Source organism: Herpetosiphon gulosus, assembly GCF_039545135.1.
Classification (GTDB): domain Bacteria; phylum Chloroflexota; class Chloroflexia; order Chloroflexales; family Herpetosiphonaceae; genus Herpetosiphon; species Herpetosiphon gulosus.
Genome location: NZ_BAABRU010000038.1, coordinates 1 through 24,631 on the forward strand (window position 1 = coordinate 1; position 24,631 = coordinate 24,631).

The 24,631-nt window shown below is 46.4% G+C and carries 11 protein-coding genes, 1 pseudogene and 1 CRISPR repeat array; of the genes and pseudogenes, 1 reads left to right on the plus strand and 11 read right to left on the minus strand.

The window, feature by feature from the left end:
* The 10 genes from ABEB26_RS24965 to ABEB26_RS25010 form a co-directional block, all read right to left on the minus strand.
* Positions 1-2,668, minus strand: a 2,668-nt coding sequence (locus tag ABEB26_RS24965; RefSeq protein ID WP_345724811.1) for an NACHT domain-containing protein, incomplete at its 3' end; no start/stop codon positions are given.
* A 471-nt stretch (positions 2,669-3,139) separates the two neighbouring features.
* Positions 3,140-5,100: a CRISPR direct-repeat array (repeat unit 37 nt; unit sequence GTTAGAACCAGCGCCCCGAACGGAAGGGGTTTGAAAC).
* Positions 5,101-5,452: 352 nt separating this feature from the next.
* Positions 5,453-9,361 (minus strand): CHAT domain-containing tetratricopeptide repeat protein, encoded by a 3,909-nt coding sequence (locus ABEB26_RS24970; protein WP_345724812.1) that lies wholly within the window; start codon positions 9,359-9,361, stop codon positions 5,453-5,455.
* Positions 9,362-9,440: 79 nt separating this feature from the next.
* Positions 9,441-9,803: a hypothetical protein gene (locus ABEB26_RS24975; protein WP_345724813.1), complete on the minus strand. Its 363-nt coding sequence runs from the start codon at positions 9,801-9,803 to the stop codon at positions 9,441-9,443.
* Positions 9,804-10,305: 502 nt separating this feature from the next.
* On the minus strand, positions 10,306-14,106 hold the full coding sequence (locus tag ABEB26_RS24980) for a tetratricopeptide repeat protein (protein WP_345724814.1): 3,801 nt from the start codon (positions 14,104-14,106) through the stop codon (positions 10,306-10,308).
* Between the two features lie 562 nt (positions 14,107-14,668).
* Complete coding sequence (locus ABEB26_RS24985; protein ID WP_345724815.1) at positions 14,669-17,290, minus strand: nuclease-related domain-containing DEAD/DEAH box helicase; 2,622 nt, start codon at positions 17,288-17,290, stop codon at positions 14,669-14,671.
* 197 nt (positions 17,291-17,487) lie between these two features.
* Entirely contained in the window at positions 17,488-18,063 is a 576-nt protein-coding gene (locus ABEB26_RS24990) for a hypothetical protein (RefSeq protein WP_345724816.1), read from the minus strand.
* Between the two features lie 169 nt (positions 18,064-18,232).
* A complete protein-coding gene (locus ABEB26_RS24995; protein ID WP_345724817.1) occupies positions 18,233-18,883 on the minus strand; it encodes a hypothetical protein in 651 nt (216 codons plus the stop codon).
* A gap of 19 nt (positions 18,884-18,902) precedes the next feature.
* On the minus strand, positions 18,903-19,739 hold the full coding sequence (locus tag ABEB26_RS25000; RefSeq protein ID WP_345724818.1) for a hypothetical protein: 837 nt from the start codon (positions 19,737-19,739) through the stop codon (positions 18,903-18,905).
* Between the two features lie 366 nt (positions 19,740-20,105).
* Entirely contained in the window at positions 20,106-21,233 is a 1,128-nt protein-coding gene (locus ABEB26_RS25005) for a hypothetical protein (RefSeq protein WP_345724819.1), read from the minus strand.
* 535 nt (positions 21,234-21,768) lie between these two features.
* Positions 21,769-22,323, minus strand: coding sequence for a recombinase family protein (locus tag ABEB26_RS25010; protein WP_345724820.1), 555 nt, complete (start codon positions 22,321-22,323; stop codon positions 21,769-21,771).
* 141 nt (positions 22,324-22,464) lie between these two features.
* On the opposite strand from ABEB26_RS25010, the gene ABEB26_RS25015 reads away from it, so the two are divergent.
* A complete protein-coding gene (locus ABEB26_RS25015; protein WP_345724821.1) occupies positions 22,465-24,261 on the plus strand; it encodes a DUF4158 domain-containing protein in 1,797 nt (598 codons plus the stop codon).
* On the opposite strand, the pseudogene ABEB26_RS27015 reads toward ABEB26_RS25015, so the two are convergent.
* A pseudogene (locus ABEB26_RS27015) lies at positions 24,245-24,535 on the minus strand (transposase); the annotation flags it as partial. The gene ABEB26_RS25015 and the pseudogene ABEB26_RS27015 overlap by 17 nt on opposite strands.
* Positions 24,536-24,631: the final 96 nt, after the last annotated feature.

Sequence of the window (24,631 nt, forward strand, 5' to 3'; positions counted from 1 at the left end):
AGACCCAACTTCGTGCTGGCGTAGCTGTCCATTCCCAGAGGTTACCAACGCTATCAAAGGTTCCACACGAGGATTGACCCACAATACTTAAGCCGATTGCTAAAGGATGATTAACTTCGCTCCAATTATAGACAGCATGCTCTTGGGTGGCAGGTTGTTCGCCCCAAGGATATGGTTGATGCTGCATTTGAGCATCATATGCTACGGAAACATCCCACTCGTCTTCACGTGCAAGACATACTTGATAACCTAATGGTAGCCATGATTCAAGATGTAGTGTCAACCATTTACAATATGCAGATGCCTCATACCAGCTTACATCAGAAACTGGTTGATTTTGATATTTCTTTTCCAGTTGCATTTTCCATATGCCTGGCTCAGTACGTTCCCGAGCTTTTTTCCATATCAATCCGCGATCCGTCCAGTAATCGTCATTTGTATAACCGCCTGCATCCATGAACGCGCGATATTGCTCAACCGTGACCATAAACCGCCCAACCCAGTAGGATTGAAGCTCGACGGTCGTAGTTTGTTCTGGTTTATCCCATCCGCCAATCTGATAGCGCCCCGCAGGGACATACCGCCAATAGTGCGTACCTTCGCGGCCAAAATGTATGGAAAGTTGGCGCGTCTCTTGTTGCCATTGCTCAATGGTCACTGGGTAGCGCGGGTCGCCCAAGTCTGCGAGAAGTTCAGCAGCTTTTTGACGCTCATGCACCAGCAGCGGCGCAGGCTCCATCGCTTGACCGTTGTAATAGTTAAGCGCCGCTTGGGCGTGTGCACGGTCTTCAAGCAGGTTAACCAGCCCTGTTCGCAACCGTCGCTGGATGCGATCCACCTTGATCTGCTTGCCGCGCAACAAGCCCCAATCGCAGTCCGCGCCTAACTCAGCCGCCAAGATGAGATCACGATACCAGTCATACTGATGCATCTCCTCCGCTTCATAGGCATCGGAATCAACCAAGGTTGTCAGGAGTTGTTCAATTTTGGCACTGCCAAGCCTCGCTTTGGTCAGGCAGCCAACCCCTAAGAAGATCGGCTCACGCCAGCGGTCATCGCGACGTAAGGCCAACAATTGATCGAGCGATTCAGAAAACACCAAGTGACGACCCGCGCTCTGTTCTTGCAAGGTCAAGTGGGCAAAGGCATAGACCCTGCCATCATCCTCTGGCTGAAGCAAGCCACTGCACTGATCGATATAAGCGATACAGCGCTCCGCCGCGCGATAGGGGTCGGCCACGTTGACCCGCGCAAAATACTCCATTAATTCCGCTTTCAACTCGCGGCTTGGAATCCGGCCACGGCCATCCGCTGAGGTGGCCGTTAAATGCGCCTGATAGCACAACCGATCCAACACCTGATCGCGCACCTCATCGCCCGTAATCCGGTCATCCCCAACCGCCTGCCCCAAGTTCTGCCCATTGCGACTGGTGGTATCCCACTCGCCCAACAGTTGTTTCAGGATATCGTCATACAGGCTATGACGATCACGTGGTAACACACCCTTGCGAGCCAATACAAATATCATCATGCTCAATAGCAACGGATTGTCGGCCATGTCTCGTAAGCGACGGCGGTGGGGGTCGTGCAATGCCTGCACCAACTGCTGGCCATAGCGCTCAATCGCTTCGTGCTCAATCAGGCCCTTGGCATGGAACAACGGAAACCATGTGCGGATAAACTGGGTCATTTGGCCACCGCTCAACGGAGCCAACTCACCCATCGGCCAGTGGGTGATCTGGCGATACTCCTCCGTCCATGCACGGGAGCGGCAGGTGATTAGGATACGCGCATCATAGGCATTGGCAAATAAGCGGATATAGGTCAAGAGTGATAGGCGATCAAGGCTCTCCGCCGTCGCTTCCAGTGGCACTTCATCCAAGCCATCAAAGACAAATAACACCGTGCGCGAACCGTTCAACCCCGCATTCAGCAGCTCGCGTGGCCGTTCAAGGCCATATTTCGTCTGTAAATACTCGTAAACAGCAGCGAGCAACAGTCCAATGTTGGCTTCCGATTGCAACCCTAAATCTTGACCAACCAATGCGCCTGCCAAGGTGCGCAAGGGCATGAACACAGGCAACACGCACTGGTTGTCATCCCAGCCCAGCAAACCTGTATGGTGATTAATCTGATCCAGACCGCGCTGGGCCAAAGCCCACACCAGATGCTTGGCGAAGGTCGATTTGCCGCTCCCCGGTGGGCCACACAGCACGAGGTAGGGGTGATTCAACACGGTTTCCGTCGCCAGTTCGGCGCGAAAAAAGGCTGTCATACCAGATTGTGCATCCTCAGCGACCGCAATGACGGCGTGATCCGGCAAACACTGATCAGCGCTCAGTTCCTCAGGAATTTCAAACCTGTGTTGCTGATAGTCCTCAAACTCCTCTGGATTCAAGGGCCGAAGCACCCGCTGCCGTCCCTGCACCGCCAGCATCATATAGGCGGATGCGAGGTCAATCCCCGAGGTGAGATGCGACGAGCCAACCCCGACCACCCGCAGGGTGTTGTGGCTTTTCGTCACCTGCTTTAAGTAATCAACTAAGCGTTGGCGCTCCGTTTCTTCGGGCGGGCGGCCATAGATGATCGTGCCGAGATTAACCCCTACCACGGGGCCGTAGAACTCGGAATCATCAGCGTTGACAGAACCAGTGGTGTTCGTGGCCATAGGCACAACCTTCTTTCTTACGTGGGGTGAATCTGGCTTGATTGTAGCGGGAGGACTGGCGCGTGTAAAGCCAAATCTATGCGCTAGACAGCACATCACCCGCCGTGCCATCCGGTCGCTCTACCGACTCTTGCCGTTTTTCGTTCGCCTATAGTGCGCGTACCAACGCAGATTCCCCCAGTTTTCTCTAGCGAACGTTCGTGCTGAAGTGGGAGGTATTGAGGGGAAATTCGATCTGCGTGGCCGCGAGCTGGGGCAACGAGTGATGGGTATGTGTCGATCATGGGATGGCTCGTTCGAATGGCTTGACAGGTTTGATACACTGGACGAAAGTGGACATCCACTATGGTTCTGAATGATTGAACTTGACCATAATTTTCACAGTACACGTTGTGCCAATCGCGATGGCACGCTGAGCCGCCAGCAGGTCACAGCAGGAGCAGGCTTGGCGCAAAAAGTGGACACAGAAGGGTTAGAACCAGCGCCCCGAACGGAAGGGGTTTGAAACATGTGACCGTCGGCAACCGACGGTCACATTGCACGGTTAGAACCAGCGCCCCGAACGGAAGGGGTTTGAAACGCCGTTAATGCTGAAATCGGTCATGACGATCTTGGGTGTTAGAACCAGCGCCCCGAACGGAAGGGGTTTGAAACCCCCTCCTGCTAATGCCTAATGGCACTAGTGGAGAGGGCGTTAGAACCAGCGCCCCGAACGGAAGGGGTTTGAAACCTCTACGAGCGACAGCATGGCGTGTGTGCGATTTGTCGGTTAGAACCAGCGCCCCGAACGGAAGGGGTTTGAAACTCCAGTTACGGTTACTATACGTGTTTGGTTAGTAGAGTTAGAACCAGCGCCCCGAACGGAAGGGGTTTGAAACGCATTATTGATTGAGAGACCACCGCCATTACCGTTTTGTTAGAACCAGCGCCCCGAACGGAAGGGGTTTGAAACTCTATCAGTGCCCGAGGCGATGCCAGCGGTGGTGGGTTAGAACCAGCGCCCCGAACGGAAGGGGTTTGAAACGGATTTTTCGACCCTACATTCTGGCCGGCCTACTATGAGTTAGAACCAGCGCCCCGAACGGAAGGGGTTTGAAACGTAGGCGTAGTTCAGACCGTAGCCGATGCCAAACAGGAAAGTTAGAACCAGCGCCCCGAACGGAAGGGGTTTGAAACCCTTCCCTATGAAATTTTTCCAAATCATCGACCAACGTTAGAACCAGCGCCCCGAACGGAAGGGGTTTGAAACCCTGTGTACCCTATACGGTATATCAGAGCCATAATGATGTTAGAACCAGCGCCCCGAACGGAAGGGGTTTGAAACACATGCCGATGATGAAATAGGTGGGCAAGCTGTGGTTAGAACCAGCGCCCCGAACGGAAGGGGTTTGAAACGCAGACGAACTCACTTGTTCCCACATCGGGATCTTGAAGTTAGAACCAGCGCCCCGAACGGAAGGGGTTTGAAACCATGTGCAGTGCTCCGCCCATCGGAGCAAGGAAAAGTTAGAACCAGCGCCCCGAACGGAAGGGGTTTGAAACGCATCACCGGTTGCCGGGGATGGGAAGATCCTTGGTTAGAACCAGCGCCCCGAACGGAAGGGGTTTGAAACAATCGGTGGAATTCCCTGTAGAAAGATGATTAACCATCCAGTTAGAACCAGCGCCCCGAACGGCAGGGGATTGAAACTTGTGTGGAGTTGTTTGGCTACCCAAGACCAGTCGCGGTGTTAGAACCAGCGCCCCGAACGGCAGGGGATTGAAACTTTATTAGTGTTTTCCAGATCTTGATTGGAATTTAACAGTTAGAACCAGCGCCCCGAACGGCAGGGGATTGAAACAAATGCTTGGCCCAAGCTAAGAAAATCAATTAGCGAAATTGTTAGAACCAGCGCCCCGAACGGCAGGGGATTGAAACGTTATTGGTTATGAACAATCCGTGGTAGATATTGCGTTAGAACCAGCGCCCCGAACGGCAGGGGATTGAAACCCGCCCCCGACATACAGCTTGCCCTCGGGGCCATTGTTAGAACCAGCGCCCCGAACGGCAGGGGATTGAAACGCTGTGGTCAACCACAAAGACCCCGTACGACAACCGGGTTAGAACCAGCGCCCCGAACGGCAGGGGATTGAAACCAGCCCCTCCTTGAGGTGCATAGAGCCAATAATCCGTCAGAACCAGCGCCCCGAACGGCAGGGGATTGAAACAGGACGAGTATTATGAGGCCGAAAATTATCGCTCCAAGTTAGAACCAGCGCCCCGATTACCAGGGGATTAAAACTATAGTAACCAGAATCGAAATGGCGATATTGCGAACCGTGTTAGAACCAGCGCCCCGAACGGCAGGGGATTGAAACGAATCCGGTGAGAAACAGCCACATTCCCTTGTGTTTGGTTAGAACCAGCGCCCCGAACGGCAGGGGATTCATGGACACAAAAGCAACGGCCAAGATTGATTACGCAACAAATCAATCATGGCCGTTGGATTATTCCAGTATCTTGCTCGATGATGGAATAAAAGAGGTGGCAGTGCACTTTTTTGGGGTTAGAGTTCTGATTTACGAAACAAGTTAGCCCTTGGGATTAAGCTAAATTAATGCGCATTTTCACCCTCATGATGGTGCTCTGTAACAGTTCCAGCTGCGTAGGCTCCTCGTCGCCTTGCAGTACGACGACCACGACCTGACTAATTGCTTCAAGCAACGCAGCCAACAATAGTTCGTCACGATCGTCTGCTAGCTATACACTAGTTAGTTCGGGACAATCCGTGACGTGTGATGAATCTAATCCGCATTGTCCTCATTGCTACCAGATGTTTCTAACTCCTCTAGCACCCGTAAGATCAATAATGCTATCACTGGTTTTTCTATCTCGTTACATAACCTATGCCAATCACGTTCGCCTTCCCATATACGATCAATAAACTTGCTAATGATCCACCCATCTGCCTCTAATCGAGGTAATACTTGCTCGACCTCAGCTCGTGCCTCGTAATGGCCTTGGGTTGCCGCAACAATAGCTGCGATCAATTGATCAAATTGCTGATCAATCCGCCAGCGATTAGCAGGATGGTCTGCAAAGGCAATGTGTGCTAGGTGACGATACTGGGCTGCTTGCTCTGGCAGCTCTTTTAATCTGGCTATTTTAGCAAGCGTGTTGAAGTCTTTCCATATTTCAGCAACAGCAGGATCAAGGGTTTGTGTAATACTTAATGCTTCTTCAGCATGGCCTTGAGCTTCTGTTAATAGACTAGGAGGCCATATCCCTGCTTCAATTTGTTCAACAAATAGTGCTGCTAAATTACATAACCAATGAGCACGACTTAATGCTGGCAAATCAGGGGTTTGTAAAGCTCGAAGAAACCAATCCTTAGCTTCAAGAGGTTTATCTAAATATTTTGCTACAATCCCGAGGTGATTACAGGTTTGTGCAATTCCAAGGCTATTTTCTAATGATTCCTCAATTTTGAGACTTTGGCGATAGTTAAATTCAGCAGTAATCCAGTCGTTTTGCAAGAGGGCAACTGTCCCAAGTTGTTGATAAATAACTGCCTTAGCGCTTGGGTAACTTAAAGATTGATATAGGGCTAGTGCTGCATCATAACATTTTACAGCATCAGAATACTGGCGTTGATCAAGAGCCAAAGTACCAAGTTTCTCTAAACTTACTGCTTGGCGATGCTTATCCCCAATAGATTCTTGAATGGTTAAAGCCCGATCATAATAGACTTGGGCTTTAACAAACACACCTTGATCACGATAGCAATCTGCAAGTTGTGCCAATAAAATAGATTGTTGTTGAAGATATATATGATTCCCTATGTGTTCCACAAGTAATTGGTCAATTAAGGACAAGGCTTGATAATAGATTTGTTGTGACTGAACTGATTGCCCTATTTTATAGCGACAACGCCCTATTCTCCCAAGGGTTACACAATGCTGGTAGGATCCATGGCCCAGTGGCTGATTAGTTGGCTTTTGCTCAATGCGAGCTAATAACGTTATAAGTCGCTCAAGCGCTTGATTATAGTGGGCTTGGGCAAAGTCAGCCATACTAAGTTCACTCTCATGTAAATATTCTGACTCAGTTAGTTGTTCGTTTGTAATAATATATGGTGCAATTTGTTGGTTGAGCAGATTGCGCTCACGTTGCATCCCAAAAACATCATAAAACTTATTTAAAATAGTAATCATGTTTATCGCTCTAGTAATATCCTTCAGGTTTATTAAAATTTTGATCACTCGTTGTAAATTAGGCATTTCATATTTGACCAACATCCTTACCTCTTTTGGGTTTTGATGCTCCTGTCTAGCACAAGAGTGCAATACTGTATAGTAGCGCATAGTAAAACGTTGCTCTAGGTCGGGAGGAGCCAGATGATAGTGGCGTAGATAGGGTACAAGAGTTGGATGAAAGGATAAAAAAGGCACAGTAAAGCCTTCAATTGCAACAGGGACAATTAATGCGGCATGCTCGAGGGCAGCACGAAGTTGCGGCCATTGTTCAGCGGGAATCTCGGTAATTTCCAAAAGATCATCTTCGCTTGCGCCACCCTCAAAGGGCATAAGCCGTGTAATCCACTCGCGCTGTTCAAGGCTGAGGCGTTGCAGCGAGTAGGTGAGTGAGGCTTCGAGTGAGTGATGGCGCTGGTTGGCACTAGTTTCATCAGTGTATTGGGCTAAGGCATTGCTATAGTCGCTCAGCAGGTGCTCAATGCTTAAGCTAGAGTCGCGCAAGGCCCGCAGGGTCAAGCCCATCGCCAACGGGTGATGATCGAGCCGCGCCAACAGGGTGCTAAGCGGTAGTTTTGGCACACGCCGCCGATTAATCGCCAAATCGTCGAGTAAGGCAGTAGCAAAATTGTAAGCCGCATGTTCGTCCAAACCATGCAGCTCGATCATGCTCGTGTATTGATCTTGCTGCAAGCGACTATCGCGCAAATCATAATCACGGCAGGTCAAAATGATGCCTGCGCCTGCTGCTCGCAAACCCACCACACAATCCCACAAGGCTTGGCGCTCTTGGGCTTCCAACACATGCAGCTCAACATTGCCCGCGTTGGGCAAAATACTCTCCAAATTATCAGCGATAATCAGCAGCGGCTTGCTGCGTAAATGCGGCGTGAAGCGCTGCACGGCTGCTTGCAAATCGTGCGAATCGGTTTCGGGCAACGCATAATGGCGGGCAATCGCACTGAGCAAGGCAATGTGGCTGCCACCATGTTCAAATGACAGCAGCAATGCGCCGTGATAGAGCTTGGTTTGGGTCAGCCAGGCGGCGGCTTCGGTGGCAAGGCGGGTTTTGCCAATGCCGCCAAAGCCATGCAACAACACGATTTTGCCATTAAGCAACGCTCGTTCAAGCTGCAACAGCTCCGTGGCGCGTCCAACAAACGGGCGTTGCACGGGATTTTCCATAAAGCCCGACAGTTTAGCAGGTTTGGGGCGGCGTGGTTTGCCCGTTGGAGTCAGATTAATCGCTGCCTGCTGATAAAAATGCGGCATCCACCAATCGGTCAAGCTAATTGGATCAGGTTCTTGCTCAGCGTTGCGCGCAAGATGCAGGCGCACCGGCTGGCTTTGCAAGGCTTGACGTGCCCGCTCCAACGCCAATGGCACTGGCTCGCCCTTGGCGATCAAGCCATAGAATTCGCCAAAAAAGATCGCCGTGGTTATCGGCAACACACTAGCGCTCATTGCCACAACTGCGGGTACGCCCGCCGTCAACAACTGGGTTGCCACGCTACTCAAGGCTTGCTGCTTTTGATACTCAGCATCGGCGCTCTCGCTGGTATCCATCACGCTGGTTTGGCAGGCATCTAACAAGACCAAACGTACCCCAGCTCCATTCAATAATGCAGCGAAGCGACTAGCGGCAACTGTATCAACCTTGTGATCACCTGTTTCGAAAGCCAACATTCCTTCCGGCACGGTGGCCGATGGATAGAACGTGCTAGCTGGTTGCATTTTGGGAAAAGCGCCATGACCATCAAAATGTAAAATATGCACGGGTTTGGTAGCATCTTGCAAACGTCGCGCCAGCTGATCGTAGGTTGGTGGACGCAAAAACTCCAGCTCAATCATACCAGGCTTGAGTTTTTGGTCGTTTTCTAGCTGCTGCAATTGGGCAAAAATGGTTTGGGCTGATGTTCGGGGATCAAGAAATCCTGCATCATTGGGCCGCGCCACAACGACGAGCACCCGTAAGGGCATCGCAAACTGCTGGGCTATAATCTTTGAGCGAACGCTGGAAACGGTACGATAGATCGCCACGGGATTGATGCGTCGTTGATTCAAAAAGCCAAAATCATCGTGCAGCAATTCCCATGGCATGCTCAACACGGCGGGAATTAGACTTAAAATTTGCAGGGTTGGAACGCCCGTATCACCCTGCATCCATTCAGCATAGATTTCTGCCGCACTGGCGCTTGATCGAAAAATTGCTGCAAAGAGCGTCTTCCCAACCGTGGCTAACTCCGCTTCAACCTGAGCAGCACGTTCACGAAATCCCAGAAATGGCCAATCTAAATAATCTTCAAAATACCACCGAAAGTCGGCTCGTTGCTGGCTATTCGGAATATCAGGTAAGGTTCCGCTGGCACTATGTTGATTAAAGCGCAGCACCCATTGCGTACCAGCGAACGCATCAGTGGCAGAAGTACATTCGAGCGTGAGGATGTTGGATTGACTCACGGGGTTACTCCTCAACAAGCACTACACTGTCATCCTATCACCCTCTACGGGTAAATAAGAGTCTATCGGTATCCATAGACTATTGATCATCAATTCCTAAGAGTGACTTAAGAAGTTCTTGATCAGCATGGGCTAAGTTTATGCTTTTTCCATCACTGGTCGTAATATTAATATCGGGTTGCGGCATTAATCGCGCAGCACGATCGCGGGCGGCCCATAAAAGCGTCAATATTGCCGCCACTGATGCGGCAATATTGACGCTGTGATTAACAATCTCTACAACGAGTTTCACGTCGTTGAGATCTTTTCGAGGAACTGTTTCAAGGATATGAATGTGATCGGCCAAGGTCTGTTGGAATTCAGTGATAAACCAGTTATGCGGATCATTAACACGAAGGATAAGATAGTGTGGATCCGACTGGGTAGGATTTACAGTGTTCATTCTTGTATCCTTTGATAAAAAATCCTTGTATGTTGTACTAGAGAACATTTTGATAGGATCATGATGTTACTAGTTGATGACCCTCGTATTTCTCAAAGGCGGGCATTGGACAAGAATGGCATCGGCTACGATGGCAATAAGGGCTGGCCATTCTATCGAGGACTCCTCACACAGCACTTAGGGTTGGGGTTTATCGTTACTTTAATAGATACATTGCTTGGCGATTTCTGGCATGGATGGCAGAAAAATCACCTGCATGAGGGAGTATTTATCAATATACTATGCTTATGGATTAGCAGCAGCGCGATGACACTCATACCGCTCCGCATGATGTTCATAATTCACACGAGCACAACCCAGATTAACTAGGCTAATATTCAGTATATCTGACATAACGGCAGGGCAGTCTCACTATTTTGACATAAAACCAGTCTATTTTTGATACAAGCGTAGCGTGATCAATCGAGCGTTGGCCAACCCTACTCTTTATGATTCCTTATATTTACTTTTGTCTTTTTTCTTCTAATTCTTCTATGACTCTTACAATCAATAACGAATATTGATTATTCAGATCTGAACATAGCGATTGCCAATCACGTTCACCTGCCCAAATACGATGGATAACTTCTAGAAGGTTAATCCCATTGTTTTTTTGCATTTTAGAGAATTCAGCAGTAAGTATAGTTCGATATTTTTGATCTCCTTGGGTTGCTGCCACAATTTCTGCAATCAATTGCCCAAACTGCCTATTTATATGCCATCTGTTACCATTATGGGATATATAGGCAATTCGTGCCTGTTGGCGATAGTGAGATGCTTGATCTGACAGATCTACCAATTTGGCTATATCGGCAAGAATACCAAAGGTTGTCCATATTTCGGTACGCGACGGGTCAAGCATCTCTTTAATCCTCAATACTTCTTCAGCATAGCCTTGCGCCTCAGTCAGTCTATTACATGCCCAATTTCCTGTTTCAACTTGGGTGACAATCAAATTGGCAAGATTGCTGAGCCAGTGTGCATAATATAGTATTGGTATATGAGGTATTTTTAACGCTCGTTGATACCAGTTTTCAGCTTCGTCTGGGTTTCCTAAGAATTGTGCAACAATTGCTAATTGGCTGCATGTAGTAGCAATACCAAGGCTATCATTCAACTTTTCTTTGATTATAAGACTTTGGCGATAGTACTGTTCTGCTTTTAACCAATCTTCTTGTTTCTCGGCAACTCTACCAAGCTGATGGTTGATAGTTGCCTCGCCTTTTGGTTCCTTTAAACGCTGATAAATGTTTAGTGCCTCATGATATCTTTGATTAGCCTCATTATATATATGTTGTTGCAAGGATAACGTGCCAAGTTGGACTAAAGTTACGGCCTGGCTTTGTAAATCATCAAGCCTTTGAAAAATATCTATCGCTTGCTCATAGAAAAGTTGAGCTTGCTTGAATTGACCTTCATCAACGTTGCAATCAGCAAGTCTGGCCAATAGTATAGCTTGTTGTCGAATATAAAAACGATTATCCTTTTGTTGAGCAGATAGCCGTTCAATCATAATTAATGCTTGTTGATAGATATCTTGAGCCTCAAGAATAGATCCCAATTTTAGTAAACAGTCCCCAATTTGAGAAAGCGTTAGGCAATGTGTATATGAACCAAGACCATATGATTGACCACTTGGTTGGTGTACAATACGAATTAAAAGCTGCTGAAAGCGTTGGAGCGCCCCATTATAGTTACCTTGCACAAATTCCGCATTGCCAAGCTCACTTTCATGCAGATATTCATTTTCAGAAAGCTGTTTGCTAGAGGACATATGCTGGGCAAGTTGTTGATTGAGCAGATTGCGCTCACGTTGCATGCCAAAAATGTAATAAAAGTGATTCAAATTTATTATTCTAACCACTGCGGCATTAATTTCATTCAAAGCTAATAACCTTTGGATTGTTCTTTGCAAATTGGGTAGTTCATATTGCACTAATACCCGAGTCGCTTGAGAGTGTTGTGTATCCTCAAGACGACTCTCCTCTAAGAGTTCGCAATAACACTCGACAAAACGTTGTTCTAAATCATTTGGAGATCGGTATTGTCGACGGATATAGGGCGTAAGGGTTGGGTGAAAACGCAAGAATACTAAACCGCCACCAAGTAGCTCTACTTGGATTAATGCCGCATGCTCTAAAGCAACGCGGAGTTGGGGCCATTGCACAGCAGGAATCTTGGTAATCTCTAAAAGGAATAGTTCTAATGCACCTCCTTCAAATGGAGCGAGGCGGGCTAGCCACTCGCGTTGATCAGGACTGAGGCGTTGCAGCGAGTAGGTGAGCGAGGCATCCAATGAGTGATGGCGTTGGTTCTGGTCGGTTTCATCGGTGAATCGAGCGAGCAGGCTGCAATAGTCGCTCAGCAGTTGTTCAATGCTCAAACTGGGTTCGCGTAAGGCTCGCAAGGTCAAGCCCATGGCCAGCGGGTGATGATCAAGCCGCGCCAAAAGCGTGCTTAGTTGCAGTTTTGGCGCACGCCGCCGATCAATCGCCAAATCATCGAGCAAGGCCGTGGCAAAACGGTAGGCTGCGGGTGCATCCAAGCCGCGCATGGGCACCAAGTGCGTGAAGGGGCCTTGCTGCAAGCGACTATCGCGCAAATCAAAATCACGACAGGTCAAAATCATGCCTGCGCCTGCTTGCCGCAAGCTCAGAACACAATCCCACAGGGTGTGGCGTTCGTTCGCATCCAAGACATTCAGCTCGGCATTGCCCGCGTTGGGCAAAATGCTCTCCAAATTATCCGCAATAATCAGCAATGGCTTGCTGCGTAGGTGCGGCTTGAAGCGCTGCACGGCTGCTTGCAAATCGTGCGAATCGGTTTCGGGCAACGCATAATGGCGGGCAATCGCACTGAGCAAGGCAATGTGGCTTCCACCATGTTCAAATGACAGCAGCAATGCGCCGTGATAGAGCTTGGTTTGGGTCAGCCAGGCGGCGGCTTCGCTGGCAAGACGGGTTTTACCAATGCCGCCAAAACCATGCAACAAGACAATTTTACCATTGAGCAAGGCTCGTTCTAGATGTAATAGCTCTTTGGCACGACCCACAAACGGGCGTTGCAAGGGGTTTTCCACAAAGCCCGACAGTTTGGCAGGCTTGGGGCGACGTGGTTTGCCAGTTGGGATAAGATTAATCTCACGTTGCTGATAAAAATGGGGTAACCACCAGTCCTCTAAGGTAATTGATTCAGCATCTTTGTCTGGATTCTGTGACAAGTACAAGCGCACAGGCTGGCTTTGCAAGGCTTGACGTGCGCGCTCCAAAGCCAGTGGTACCGACTGGCCCTTCGCGATCAAGCCATAGAATTCGCCGAAAAAGAGTGCGGTGGTCATAGGAACGACACTGGCACTCATGGCCACCACAGCGGGCACACCTGCCGCCAACAACTGAGTTGCTACACTCCCCAAGGCTTGTTGCCGTTGGTAGTCAGTATCGTCGCTTTCACTGGTATCCATCACACTGGTTTGACAGGCATCCAACAAGACCAAGCGCACGCCAGCACCATTCAACAATTTTGCAAAATCACTTGCATGGACTATATTGAGATGATGATCCGCTGTTTCAAAGGCTAAAACACCTTGATTCGTATGCGCGGCCTTAAATGCCATCGATTCGTATGGACTCCCGTGTTGGAGATTTGAAAAACCACCATGGCCATCGAAATGCAACACATGCACGGGTTTGGTGGCATTTTGCAAACGTCGCGCCAGCTGATCGTAGGTTGGTGGACGCAAAAACTCGAATTCGATCATGCCAGGCTTAATTTTGTTATCCCGCTCTAAGTGCTGTAATTGCGCAAGAATAGTCTGGGCTGATGTCCGTGGGTCAAGAAATTCGACATCATCAGGCCTCGCGATGACGACCAATACCCGCAAGGGCATTGCAAATTGGTGTCTTAAGATGGTTGAAGGAATCGTTTTTGCAATGCGGTAAATAGCAACGGGATTCAATCGTCGTTGGTTTAAAAAGCCATAGTCATCATGCAATAACTCCCATGGGATGCTCAGCACCGCCGGAATCAGACTCAATATTTGCAAGGTTGGAATACCATGATCAACACTTATCCACTCATCATAAATTTTCGTTGCAGCCGAACTCGATGCAAAGATTGTCAGAAAGAGCGCTTTGCCAACTGCTACGAGATCAGCCTCTACCCTGGCAGCTCGTGTCCGAAATTCTAGGAATGGCCATTTCAAGTAGTCGTCAAAATACCATCGAAAATCGGCCCGTTGCTGTTTGTTTGGCACATCAGGCAACATACCGCTCGCAGTGCGTTGATTAAACTGTAACGTCCAGTAGGCAAGATCGGGCGAATCGGCAGCGGCGGGAGTACATTCGAGGGTGAGGGTGTTTGCGTGACTCATGGGGTGGCTCCTCGGCTAGCAACACGATGCTATCGTATCATGGCCTAACGAGGAATGGTAGCGATGATGCCGCATTCTGCCAGATGTATATACTAGAACTCGCCCTGAATTAATTGCTCGCCGAATCAATCACGAATGCGCATACCATGGCTCGCCTGCGCACCATACCGCCAATCATCGATGCATGGTCGCATGCCGGAACCGCTGCTGGCCACCATGCACTCGCGCTCGTCCAGCGCTTTTTCTTTCGCTCGTAAACAATTCATTCCCCGGTCTTGCACGAATTAAGATCTCTTTTCAGACAATCAACCAGCACCCTCGCTCGCCATCATCAGTATGTCACCATTTCGCTGTAGCGGCTGATGCGGGACAATAGCGATCCAACGCGATGGGTGGCGGAGGCCCATACCATTCTACGCTTCACACTTAGCCACAACATGATGTATGGCTAAGTGTGCTATGCTTCTTTCGGAAGGATTGCTAAGCGTCTATATATACCAGGAATCTTCACCTGTTCCTTCTCGATCCATCCTTGCGATTTCCACGAATTTAATGCAATCGATATCTGATCACGGAACATTGATGCAGGCAGCTCATTTAATTCAGTAAACCAATTTTTGTATTGGTTGATGAGTATATCGCGACGAATTGTGGAACCAAGCTTAGACTTGATAATAGTAATCCCAACCAGAAGTTGAAAGAAGCGAATCATTGGCCCAACGAGTACCATTTGCCCTTGAATCGATTGAGCAATAACAGCTTGTTCTTCTACGCTAAGTGTTCTCCAGTATCCCAAAGCGAGCAAAAATAGAGAAAGTTTTCGCTTCTCTGCCGGCGAAAAATTGGAGGGATTGGTTACAATTAATTCATACCGCTGTAAATCCTGTATTTCGTTTGGAAGTCTTACATCATCGTCACTAAGACAATCAAGGCAGTGCGATCGTTTCCAGCGAGCGATCCGATGACATACATCACACCATTTAAGCTCATAGTGGCCTTTTATGGGATAGACTTTCCACGCATCAAGTGAAATATGCGCATATTCTCTTAAACTCCAATCGTTTGGAGTACGCTCTGGAGTAGAAGCAAGAAAAACTGGGTACTGTGAGGAGAGGGCAAGGTGAAGTACCCATAAGGCTGTGGAAATGGATAAACTTTGCTCTTCCATTACAGACCATCCTTGCCATGTGTGAGACCATCGTATATCTGGTAATGTTGTGAAAATGGAAGACATATGCATGCTTCGATATGGTGGCCATCGTTGCTTAATGATCGTCTTCACATCAGGTATATCACGCATAACTACTGAGATAAACTGTGATGTTTTTGAAATAAAAAATTTCTCTGTTGGATAAATTACGATACACAAACTCGTAGCTCGTGCATACGCGCAGGCCAGCATAGTATCATCTACTCGTTCTTCTCCACTCACATAGATGATAACAATGGGCGACTCTAAGCCGCGGTATTTACGGATAGAAATTGTTTTATTAACATATGACTCCACGTTTTTATAGATATCATATAAAGACGTGTATGTTCTATGATCATCCTCTAGGGAGTGAAGTTGGTACTGATATCGGGAGTGAAGATGGTGCTCAGATGAGATGCGTTCTTTCAACTGCTTAAGATCGTGTTGTTTTTGGCTGTATTTTTTTTGAAAAGCGTTTCGATACATTGGTTCATCTTGCAAATAGACTACGGTAATATCCTGAGCACTAACGCCGGCATTATGGAGGATATAAATTGACTCAAAAAGGGTCTGCAAGGGAAAGTCAGATGCCAACTCGCGAAGCGTGTCTTGCTCATGTGGTCGCGGAGAAATCTGTTCATAATCTGATGGCAAAACTTCGCATAATCGATCAAAGACGCTCCGAGGCGAACGCAGATTCATGGATAATGTGAAAGGATTGGGAACATTGATGATCTGAGCAATCTCACTAGCTGCTATTTTCGATTCATATGAAAATACTTGCGTCTCATCACAACAAATAAGAATTGGCTTATCAATAAACCATTGGGTAAAGGAAAGAAGCCACTCTTGCTTAAATACTTGTCCTTCATCAATAATCAGGGCATCATAATCGCCCAACTGCTGTGCATCAACGGCGAGTTGGAACACTTTTGGTGCCTCATGAAACCAATTATCATCAAAGGACACGCTCAATCCAAGTATACGGCGTGCATCGGTACAAAGTTTATGGAATGTTGTTACGTTGATAGTTGTATCATTAAGTTGGGCTTTAAGATACTGTGCTAATTCTACATTAAAGACGACAAAGAGTACCCGCAATGCGTTGTTTGCTAAGGATCGAGCATGCGTGAGTGCAAGAAGCGTTTTCCCTGTTCCACTTCGTCCCGTCAACACCATCCGTTGCTGGGTGTGCATGCGATCAAGGTGTTTTTGCTGTTCATCTGTTAATGCGAGCCACTGGTGTGCGTCACTCAGAATCCGTGTTGACCACCGCTGGGTATAGTCAGCCATGGGGCAGATGAGATCGACAATTTGGTCAATAATCTGTGCTGTTGTATCTTTTACGGCGAGCGCTTGCTTCCAATGTTGCATCAGGCTCATAACCGCTTTCCCGAAGTGTTTCAATGATGTTTTATCAAAGGCAATATGCTTCGGTGATTCAGGGTTGATATCCATCAGTGCCGGAGGAACCGGCTTCCCTCCCAGATCAGAGTCTGGCAAAACGATGCCATACCCTATCCGGATAAACGGAAAGCCTTGTTTCTGAATCCAAGGTTGTAGGGAATGAACGCCACGGCGAAGCTGATTAACTGGCTGAAGTTTTCGCCCATCACGATACACAAATGTTGTTCGTTCAAATGCAATAACACCACCTTTGACCTCTAATGCGAGAATACCATAGATCGGGTGCAGAATGAGGAAATCGATTTCACCAGTTGGAACATCCCGATGATCGATTTCACGAGCCTTGGTACTTATCCAAGGAATACTATGAATAACGATAAAGCTCTCATCCAACTGCTTCTTTAATCTCCAATAAATATCTGGTTCAGCTCGATGGCTATCGTTCGCGATTGGTCCAATATCGGGAATCATACGGGCCATAGAAACCTCATAAATACTTTCAAGCTGGTAAAACTACTATGGTGCAGTATGCGATAGTGTGAACAGAACGAAGTATCGTATGACTGTGGATTATGTGTCATAACCCCACAAATATGCACCATATCTAATGGCCGATAATCATAATCTTGTCGTTCGCTGCATCAATAGTGGCGTTTCCCCTTTTAACATAGTCATCTCTAAAAATCAGGAGAAACTAGAGGAGGAAGCGTCATCGATTCTAAATATTTTATACAGTAATGATTTCCCAAACTAAGTGCGTAAAGCACTAAAGAATCATAGAGGATCAAATAGAAGATCTGTTTGAAACGATAGTTTTCGCTTCCAAGCGCTGCGGCAACGCCGTTATGCGCATAGATATTTCTGATTCCATAGCATAAAGCAAGAATATGTTTTGTGTGAAGATTTTGCTTGTTTTTAATAAATGTGATAGTTTCTTCAATCAACTTCTTTGTTTTATTTTGTGTATTATTCCTAATGTAGGCTAAAATTAAATAGAGTTCACGACGTTGTTGCGGTGTATTCACTAGATGCGTAGAGATTAGAGCATTGAAATTATCAGTAGTCGAATGAAATCCAATTAATAATAAGGTACTTTCTTGATAAAGATCTGTTTTACTCTTGTTTGATAAATACGCATCTTTCGGAATCAGGTAAGATGCAGTCTGGGGATTTTTGCTTAACCCCTCAAAAAGGTCAATTATATGCCTATGACCAATATTGACACTGGTGACGAATTCAAGTGCGCCTTTCATCCACCGTACAGATGAGGACAATATCGTGCAAGCTATCGATAGATAGAGCATTCATACTTGGAGCAATACAATTACCTCAGAGACACTTTCATATCGCCCGACTGGGGAGAAAGATAAAGTTGTTGGAAGCATCAACCATCGTTCTTAGTGGACAGCCCAACAAGATATGCTAACCTTGCAAGTGTGTACTAAATGTTGTGATTGCTTGTTCTAATTGCTCTCGCAATATAAATAAAACGTTATTTGTAGTAAAAAAACCTTTCTTATGCACACTCAAAAAATTTAAATGTTGTTGAATACCAATGAATCTTCTTAATTGAACATCATTCCATGCTACTGCAATGCCTAAACGTCCTAAGGATGATGCATTAAAAATGCTGCCGAGAATATGCTTAGGATTTCTATTAAAACCTTCTATCTCTATAGATAGGAAACATCGAGCATTTTGATTGTAGGTTGTCAGGGTTTCCAATGTGGGAGACTCATAGAATCCATGCATCAACCGAATATTAGAAGCATGATATGCAATCAACTCCGTAATCAATAATGAAGAATATTGTAGTAATTGGTCGTACCACGGTATCATTTGTTCATAAACAGCAAATGGTCCCACGGCAATATCAATAATAGGCATATACGTTCTATAGTGACGATCGTCTCCATTTGGATAATAATCCTCATAGGGGAAAGAACGCCATTGACGTTTCACTGGTACATTAATAGACTCATAAATGGGCTGAAGGAGTCTGCATATTTGTAGTTCGTATTGATAGACTTCCCTAAGATGAACATAGGTTTTTCTATTAACAAATTCAGCCATAACTGCCCCAATCAAAGAATCATGCCCTATACTTAGCCATATGAGGGGGAAGATCAATTTCATTCCATCCTTTATCGATGTCAAGTGGTTTTCCTGCCCAACCTTGAGCATCATGAATTTTTGCTCTTATTAATTTTAGTAACGAACCTCTTTCACCTAATCTATAGATATCTTCTTTATTAAATACAATAATAAATTTTTCAGTTCTTGCTCGAAATAACATTTGTGTTGCTAGACAACCACTCATCTTTTTTAATGGCTGATCTGGCTGTGGAAATCCTGATGCTCCTTCTCTGGTAAAAAATATCCCAAGATATGAATCTTTATTGATGTGATAATCTAATATGTATACTAATCGAGAAAAATATTTATTTTCTATTGGGATTCCATAATCCTTTGCCTCAGCAACAAAGGTATCACCTGGTAAGTTCAAAAAGTCTTTCATCATCCATTCCCATAAACCTCCAGATCCTGAAACCTCTAAATCAATCTGGTACTCAGCTGCTGAGTAACTTTTGATACGATTAATATCTTGGAGTGAGCTAAGTGCAAGATATAGTATCTCTTCCAATAGTTTGCCATCGTTGCGTGGAGCGGTATATTTTTTGTTTGCTGCTTTTGCTGCTTCCTTTGCCTTTTCTTCTGTTTCAATACGTAGTCTAAATTCTTCTATTTTTACAATTAATTCAGGATTAGGATCGTAACATTCGTCTTCTAGTTTCCATTCTCTTAAGGAAGCAAAAACTAGTCGCCTTTCATCTCTTGAAAGATCTGATCTTTTACCAAGACGAGCCAGCATAGCTGCAAGTACCGCTGGAGATACATCAGTGACGGAAGTGGAATTGTCATTATCCATTTTTATACCTCTATTAAATTCTCTGAGACTACATTGAAAGTAATGCTTGTCTGAACAAAAAATACTAAAGTATAATATGACTCTTCCATATATATATCCTTTTCACATTCACCACAAAACACAGGGAATTTTGGTGGACCATTTTCCATAGGTAGTTCATATATAGGAAAATCATGTAAGCGATGATATAGACGTACTCGTATTATGGCTAACTCTTTAGCATAAATTGTAAATAAGATATCCAAGGAGTCACTAAATGTACATCCAACAGATGATGATATTTGTCTTGGCTCTATGCTTCGCTGAAGCAGAAAAAGCTTATTAATAGCCTTTACTGCTTCAGGATTTCTATCAAAGTATTGATAGTTATGTAGGTTCAAGGTTATCATATACGCCTTTACCTCTTGCATAGGATAGGAAATACTTTAATTGTTCGATGTCGCTCTGTTTTGTAACAAATACATTTATATGAGGAAATAGATCTTCCGTAGGCGTGCCAGGTTTAAGACCAAAGTAAACATGCATATGTAATACGGTAGAATCACCAACTGAATGAGCAAATTCATATGCCAAAGCACCATGTTCACGTATAAGTGTATTCAATATCACACGCTCTATTCGCCTCTCGTCCACAAATGGTGTACCATATTTGTCTTGTAATTCCTTATTGATATGATCCTTCAGTGTACGTGCAAGGTGAATGAGACCAGATTCTTCAATGCTATTTATTCGCCCAGCACGAGCATTCAGAACTACACCATTTGCCTCTGCTCGTATCTTAAGATGCTGCCATGTGAATTCTTCTGAGTCTTGAAATTCCTCCATCATTTTTTGAAGAACAATGTCTTGTAGATTGAGAAAATCAACCTTAGAGCTTGTTAAGGATTCTAGCTCTTGGAATATACCTGGCACCTTAAACCAAAATTCAAATTGTGAATTTCCTCGACGTATTGATTCTGCATCGTCTTCCTTTTCTGCATGACTAAAACCATTCCAATGTAAAGATATAGTGTCGTTTGTAACACGAGCAAAACATAACCATCTGATACTTAATTGAACAACCTTACCTTCTTCATCAATTTCAGAATGTTTTACAGAAACAGGACGAATATACCAACGTACATCTGGCTCCGTACTAACAATGACTGGGCCATACCAATCATCGGTTCCTGGTTTCCATAACAACTCAGTAGGATTTTTACATTGAGGAAAACTTAAAACTTTGCCAATCTTTATTGACATCCATTTCTTACTACGATTTATTAGTTCTTCGATAATTAACTCACTATCCCGACTATTGTTATACTGGTTCTGTCTCAGAGCTGAAACTATTCTTCTTAGCAATTCAGATTTATCAAAATTGCTATAACCAAGTCTCATTTTTTTATGTATGCCTTTAAGAGAATTTACATCGAAATTGTAAGAATCTAGGAAATTTTCCGCAAAATCGTATTTGTTATCAAAGAAACGAATAATCTGTGCATGAATAGCCATCCAAAATCCTCTACAATTAAATGATTATGGAGAAACCTCTGCATACAAGCAGTATGTTATATAGACAGCAGGCCCTTTAGAAATCTATTTTCTTAAAGTCCCCACTCGAACGCGGTAGTAATGATAACATACTCATTTCCTGAATATCATGAATTAGCTTTCCATATATATTCTACGTGGTATTCTGGTCAGTCTCAATATTTCTGCTGAAAAAACAATAGTAATATTATTAGATAGCCATAAAATATCACCAATCTCTTTCGTCTAGAGCCGCTTAGTTATGATCCTATTCCCTGCCTCGGCCCACTCATCCTATATTGTCCACTCTCCAGCCATGGGTTGATATTTTGTGATGATAGATCCAATTTAGTATAGGAGATGTGTCAAATTATTCTAACGTGGAGAGTAGACGATGAATTTTCAAAGCGCTATTCTCCGTCAGAAAATCATATACACATAACTATACTTTTGAAGGGATAAGCAAAAACAATTATATATCTCTGCAATGGCGGCGCAAATTTTGCTCCTAGGCCAATTATAGGGATTGAGCCTGATTTAAATAACGATAGATGGTTGCTTTGGAAAGTCGATACTCCTTCATCAAGTTGCGAATCGTGATGCCATCGCGCCGCCGTGCCTGTAATTCTGCAATCTGTTCCGGGAGAAGGGTCTTACGCCTCCCAAAGGCGACTCCCCGTGCCTTCGCTAGTCGTATTCCATCCATCTGTCGCTCTGCCCGCAACTCGGTTTCAAACTGCGCAATGGCCCCCAACATATGGAAGACGAGCCGCCCTGTGGCATCATGCGTATTAATCTGTTGATCTAATACATGGAGATCGACCTGTTTTCGCGTAAGCTCAGCCGCAATTTGGCAGAGGTGATACGTGGAACGGGCTAAACGATCAAGACGCGTGACAACCAGCGTATCGCCTTCACGAAGATATTCGAGACAGGCCGCTAGTTGCGGACGCTTTGCCGTTGTGCCGCTCTGCGTTTCTTGATAGATCTTGTCACACGCTGCCAGTTTGGCAATCTGGGTACTCAGACTTTGGCCAACAGAACTAACGCGAGCATAGCCGATGCGTGCCATCGAGTCCTCCTAGTTGGCGCAGAATCTCAAAGATGTTATGATACGGCCATTCTGAGACATATTGTGCAACCCTCAATTAACCATGGTTCAGAAGGTGTACGTTTTGAGACCCCTATCGATCATGGGTACGAAAGGATCGTTGTGCCAAAAGCGAGCGCTGATCCCGTTCAGAAACGACTGCACATTCTTTCCCCATCCGAGGTCGAGGCGCTCTTCGCCCGTCCGGTCTTTACACCCGACGAGCGCCTCCAAGCATTTACCCTCACTCCCGCTGAAAAATCCATGCTTTCCATGTTCAGTCGTCTTCATATTCAAGTTGCGTTTATTCTTGAACTTGGCTATTTTAAGGCTAAACAGCGTTTTTTTTCAATCTCATTTGCTGCCGTGACCGATGATCTCCAAGCAATTCTTGCACAACACTTCCCAAGGGCTACACTTGCCAAGCTTCGGCCCATCACCAAGCCGACGCGCATTAAGATCCGTCGCGCTATTTTGAATCTCCAGCAGCATCAACTTTGTGGGATCACCGAACGTACTGCGCTCGCGCTCCGTGCTCGCCAAGCAGCACAGATTAGTAGCAAACCCATCTATGTCTTTCGCGAAGTATTTCGGTATCTTAGCGAGCAGCGCTGGGTTGCTCCTGGCTATACGGTTCTCCAAGATCTTGTGAGTCAGGCGATTACTGATGAATACGAACGCTTAACTGCGATCTTCAAACAACACCTTACTCCTGCTGATTGTGCGGTCTTTGATGAACTCTTCGCAGAAACCGAGGGTCTCTATCCCTTGACGCGTCTCAAACACGATCCGCGCGATTTTAGTCGCAGCGAAATGCGGCAAGAACGTGCGCGGGCTGATCAACTCCGTCCATTGTATGCGATTGCGCAGCGCGTGCTTCCCCACTTGGGCATTTCGGCGGAAGGAATGAAGTATTATGCGTCGTTGGTCTCCTACTATACGGTGTTTCGGTTGCGCCAATTCGACGAGTGGACTATTTATCTGTATCTTGTGTGCTTCGTTGTTGATCGCTACCATCGGCTGCATGATCATCTCTTGACCTGCCTTATTACGACGGTCAAACATGTCGTTGATACCGCGAAAGAAGCCGCAAAGGAACAGGTGTATCACCATCGGCTGGCCCGCAATGCAGATCTGCCCAAGGCGGGACGCATCCTTAAGTTATTCACCACCAATCATCCACCAGACGTATTAGCTTCAACTATTCAAGATCACGCCTTTGCCATCCTTGAACGATCACGAATCGAGCAGGTTGCGGAGTATCTAACCACCAATGCACGATTCGATGAAGTGGCCTTTCAATGGGATCACATCCAAACCATGTCACAACGCTTTAAACCGCCACTGCGACCGATCCTGCGCTTGGTAGAATTTGCTTCATTGCGGCTGCATGATCCGGTACTGGAAGCCGTGTGCTTTTTGAAACAGGTATGGGATCAGAATCGTCGCTTGAGTCAAGTCAATCCCGATGCCATCCCGATGCGGTTTATCCCCAAACACCTCAGACGCTATCTCTATCAGGTGACGACTGATGGAACGAAGCAGATCATCCCTGATCGGTATGAATTTTTGTTGTACCGATTGCTCCGGAATGGTTTAGAGTCCGGCGATCTGTTTTGTCGCACGAGTAATCGGTTTCAAAGCTTTGAGGATGATCTGATTGATGCGACAGTATGGCAGGAACAGAAAGCAGCCTTATTGCAGGAAACAGGTGGACGCTGTTGGGTAAGTCACTCTATCATGCCAACATCGTCCGTCGCGATAGGCGATGCGGTGCATAACGTGCAAACGCGCCGGGTGGTCGTCGCTGCTCATCAAGCGGTTTATCCCACAACCAATCAATCACGCGAACAAGATTGGTCGCCGTTGCAATCAGCAGTTGTTGCAAATGCGTTCGTTGCATGCCACGATAGCGACTGATGCGGCCATCAAAGCGCTGGACGTGCTGCGCCATGGTGCTCTCCACCCCTGATCGTAAGGCATACGTTCGCTTGAACGCGCTGGTCGCTTCTCGTTGTCGTGCGGCCTGCATCACCGTATACAATGCCTGCGGGTAAATCGTCAATTGCCGTGGCCCCGTTTTGGCCGACGTGCAGGCTGCCCTAACTGGACAGGCGCGGCACGTTATCCCACGAAAGCGGATACGGATCGCGGGTTTTCCCACCAACGTGGGCGATTGCCATCCCGTACTCACATGCCCTTGCGGACAGACCGCGACTTGGTGCTCCCAATCAAGCTCAAAATCATCGACGGCATAGCCTGCACCCTCGGTCTGTTGGCGGCGTGTTGT

Excerpts from the sequence above, each read along its gene's own strand:
- ABEB26_RS24975 (WP_345724813.1), bottom strand. The coding sequence starts at position 9,803 with ATGAACACTGTAAATCCTACCCAGTCGGATCCACACTATCTTATCCTT.
- ABEB26_RS24980 (WP_345724814.1), bottom strand. The coding sequence starts at position 14,106 with ATGTTGCCTGATGTGCCAAACAAACAGCAACGGGCCGATTTTCGATGG.
- ABEB26_RS24985 (WP_345724815.1), bottom strand. The coding sequence starts at position 17,290 with ATGGCCCGTATGATTCCCGATATTGGACCAATCGCGAACGATAGCCAT.
- ABEB26_RS24990 (WP_345724816.1), bottom strand. The coding sequence starts at position 18,063 with ATGAAAGGCGCACTTGAATTCGTCACCAGTGTCAATATTGGTCATAGG.
- ABEB26_RS24995 (WP_345724817.1), bottom strand. The coding sequence starts at position 18,883 with ATGGCTGAATTTGTTAATAGAAAAACCTATGTTCATCTTAGGGAAGTC.
- ABEB26_RS25000 (WP_345724818.1), bottom strand. The coding sequence starts at position 19,739 with ATGGATAATGACAATTCCACTTCCGTCACTGATGTATCTCCAGCGGTA.
- ABEB26_RS25005 (WP_345724819.1), bottom strand. The coding sequence starts at position 21,233 with ATGGCTATTCATGCACAGATTATTCGTTTCTTTGATAACAAATACGAT.
- ABEB26_RS25010 (WP_345724820.1), bottom strand. The coding sequence starts at position 22,323 with ATGGCACGCATCGGCTATGCTCGCGTTAGTTCTGTTGGCCAAAGTCTG.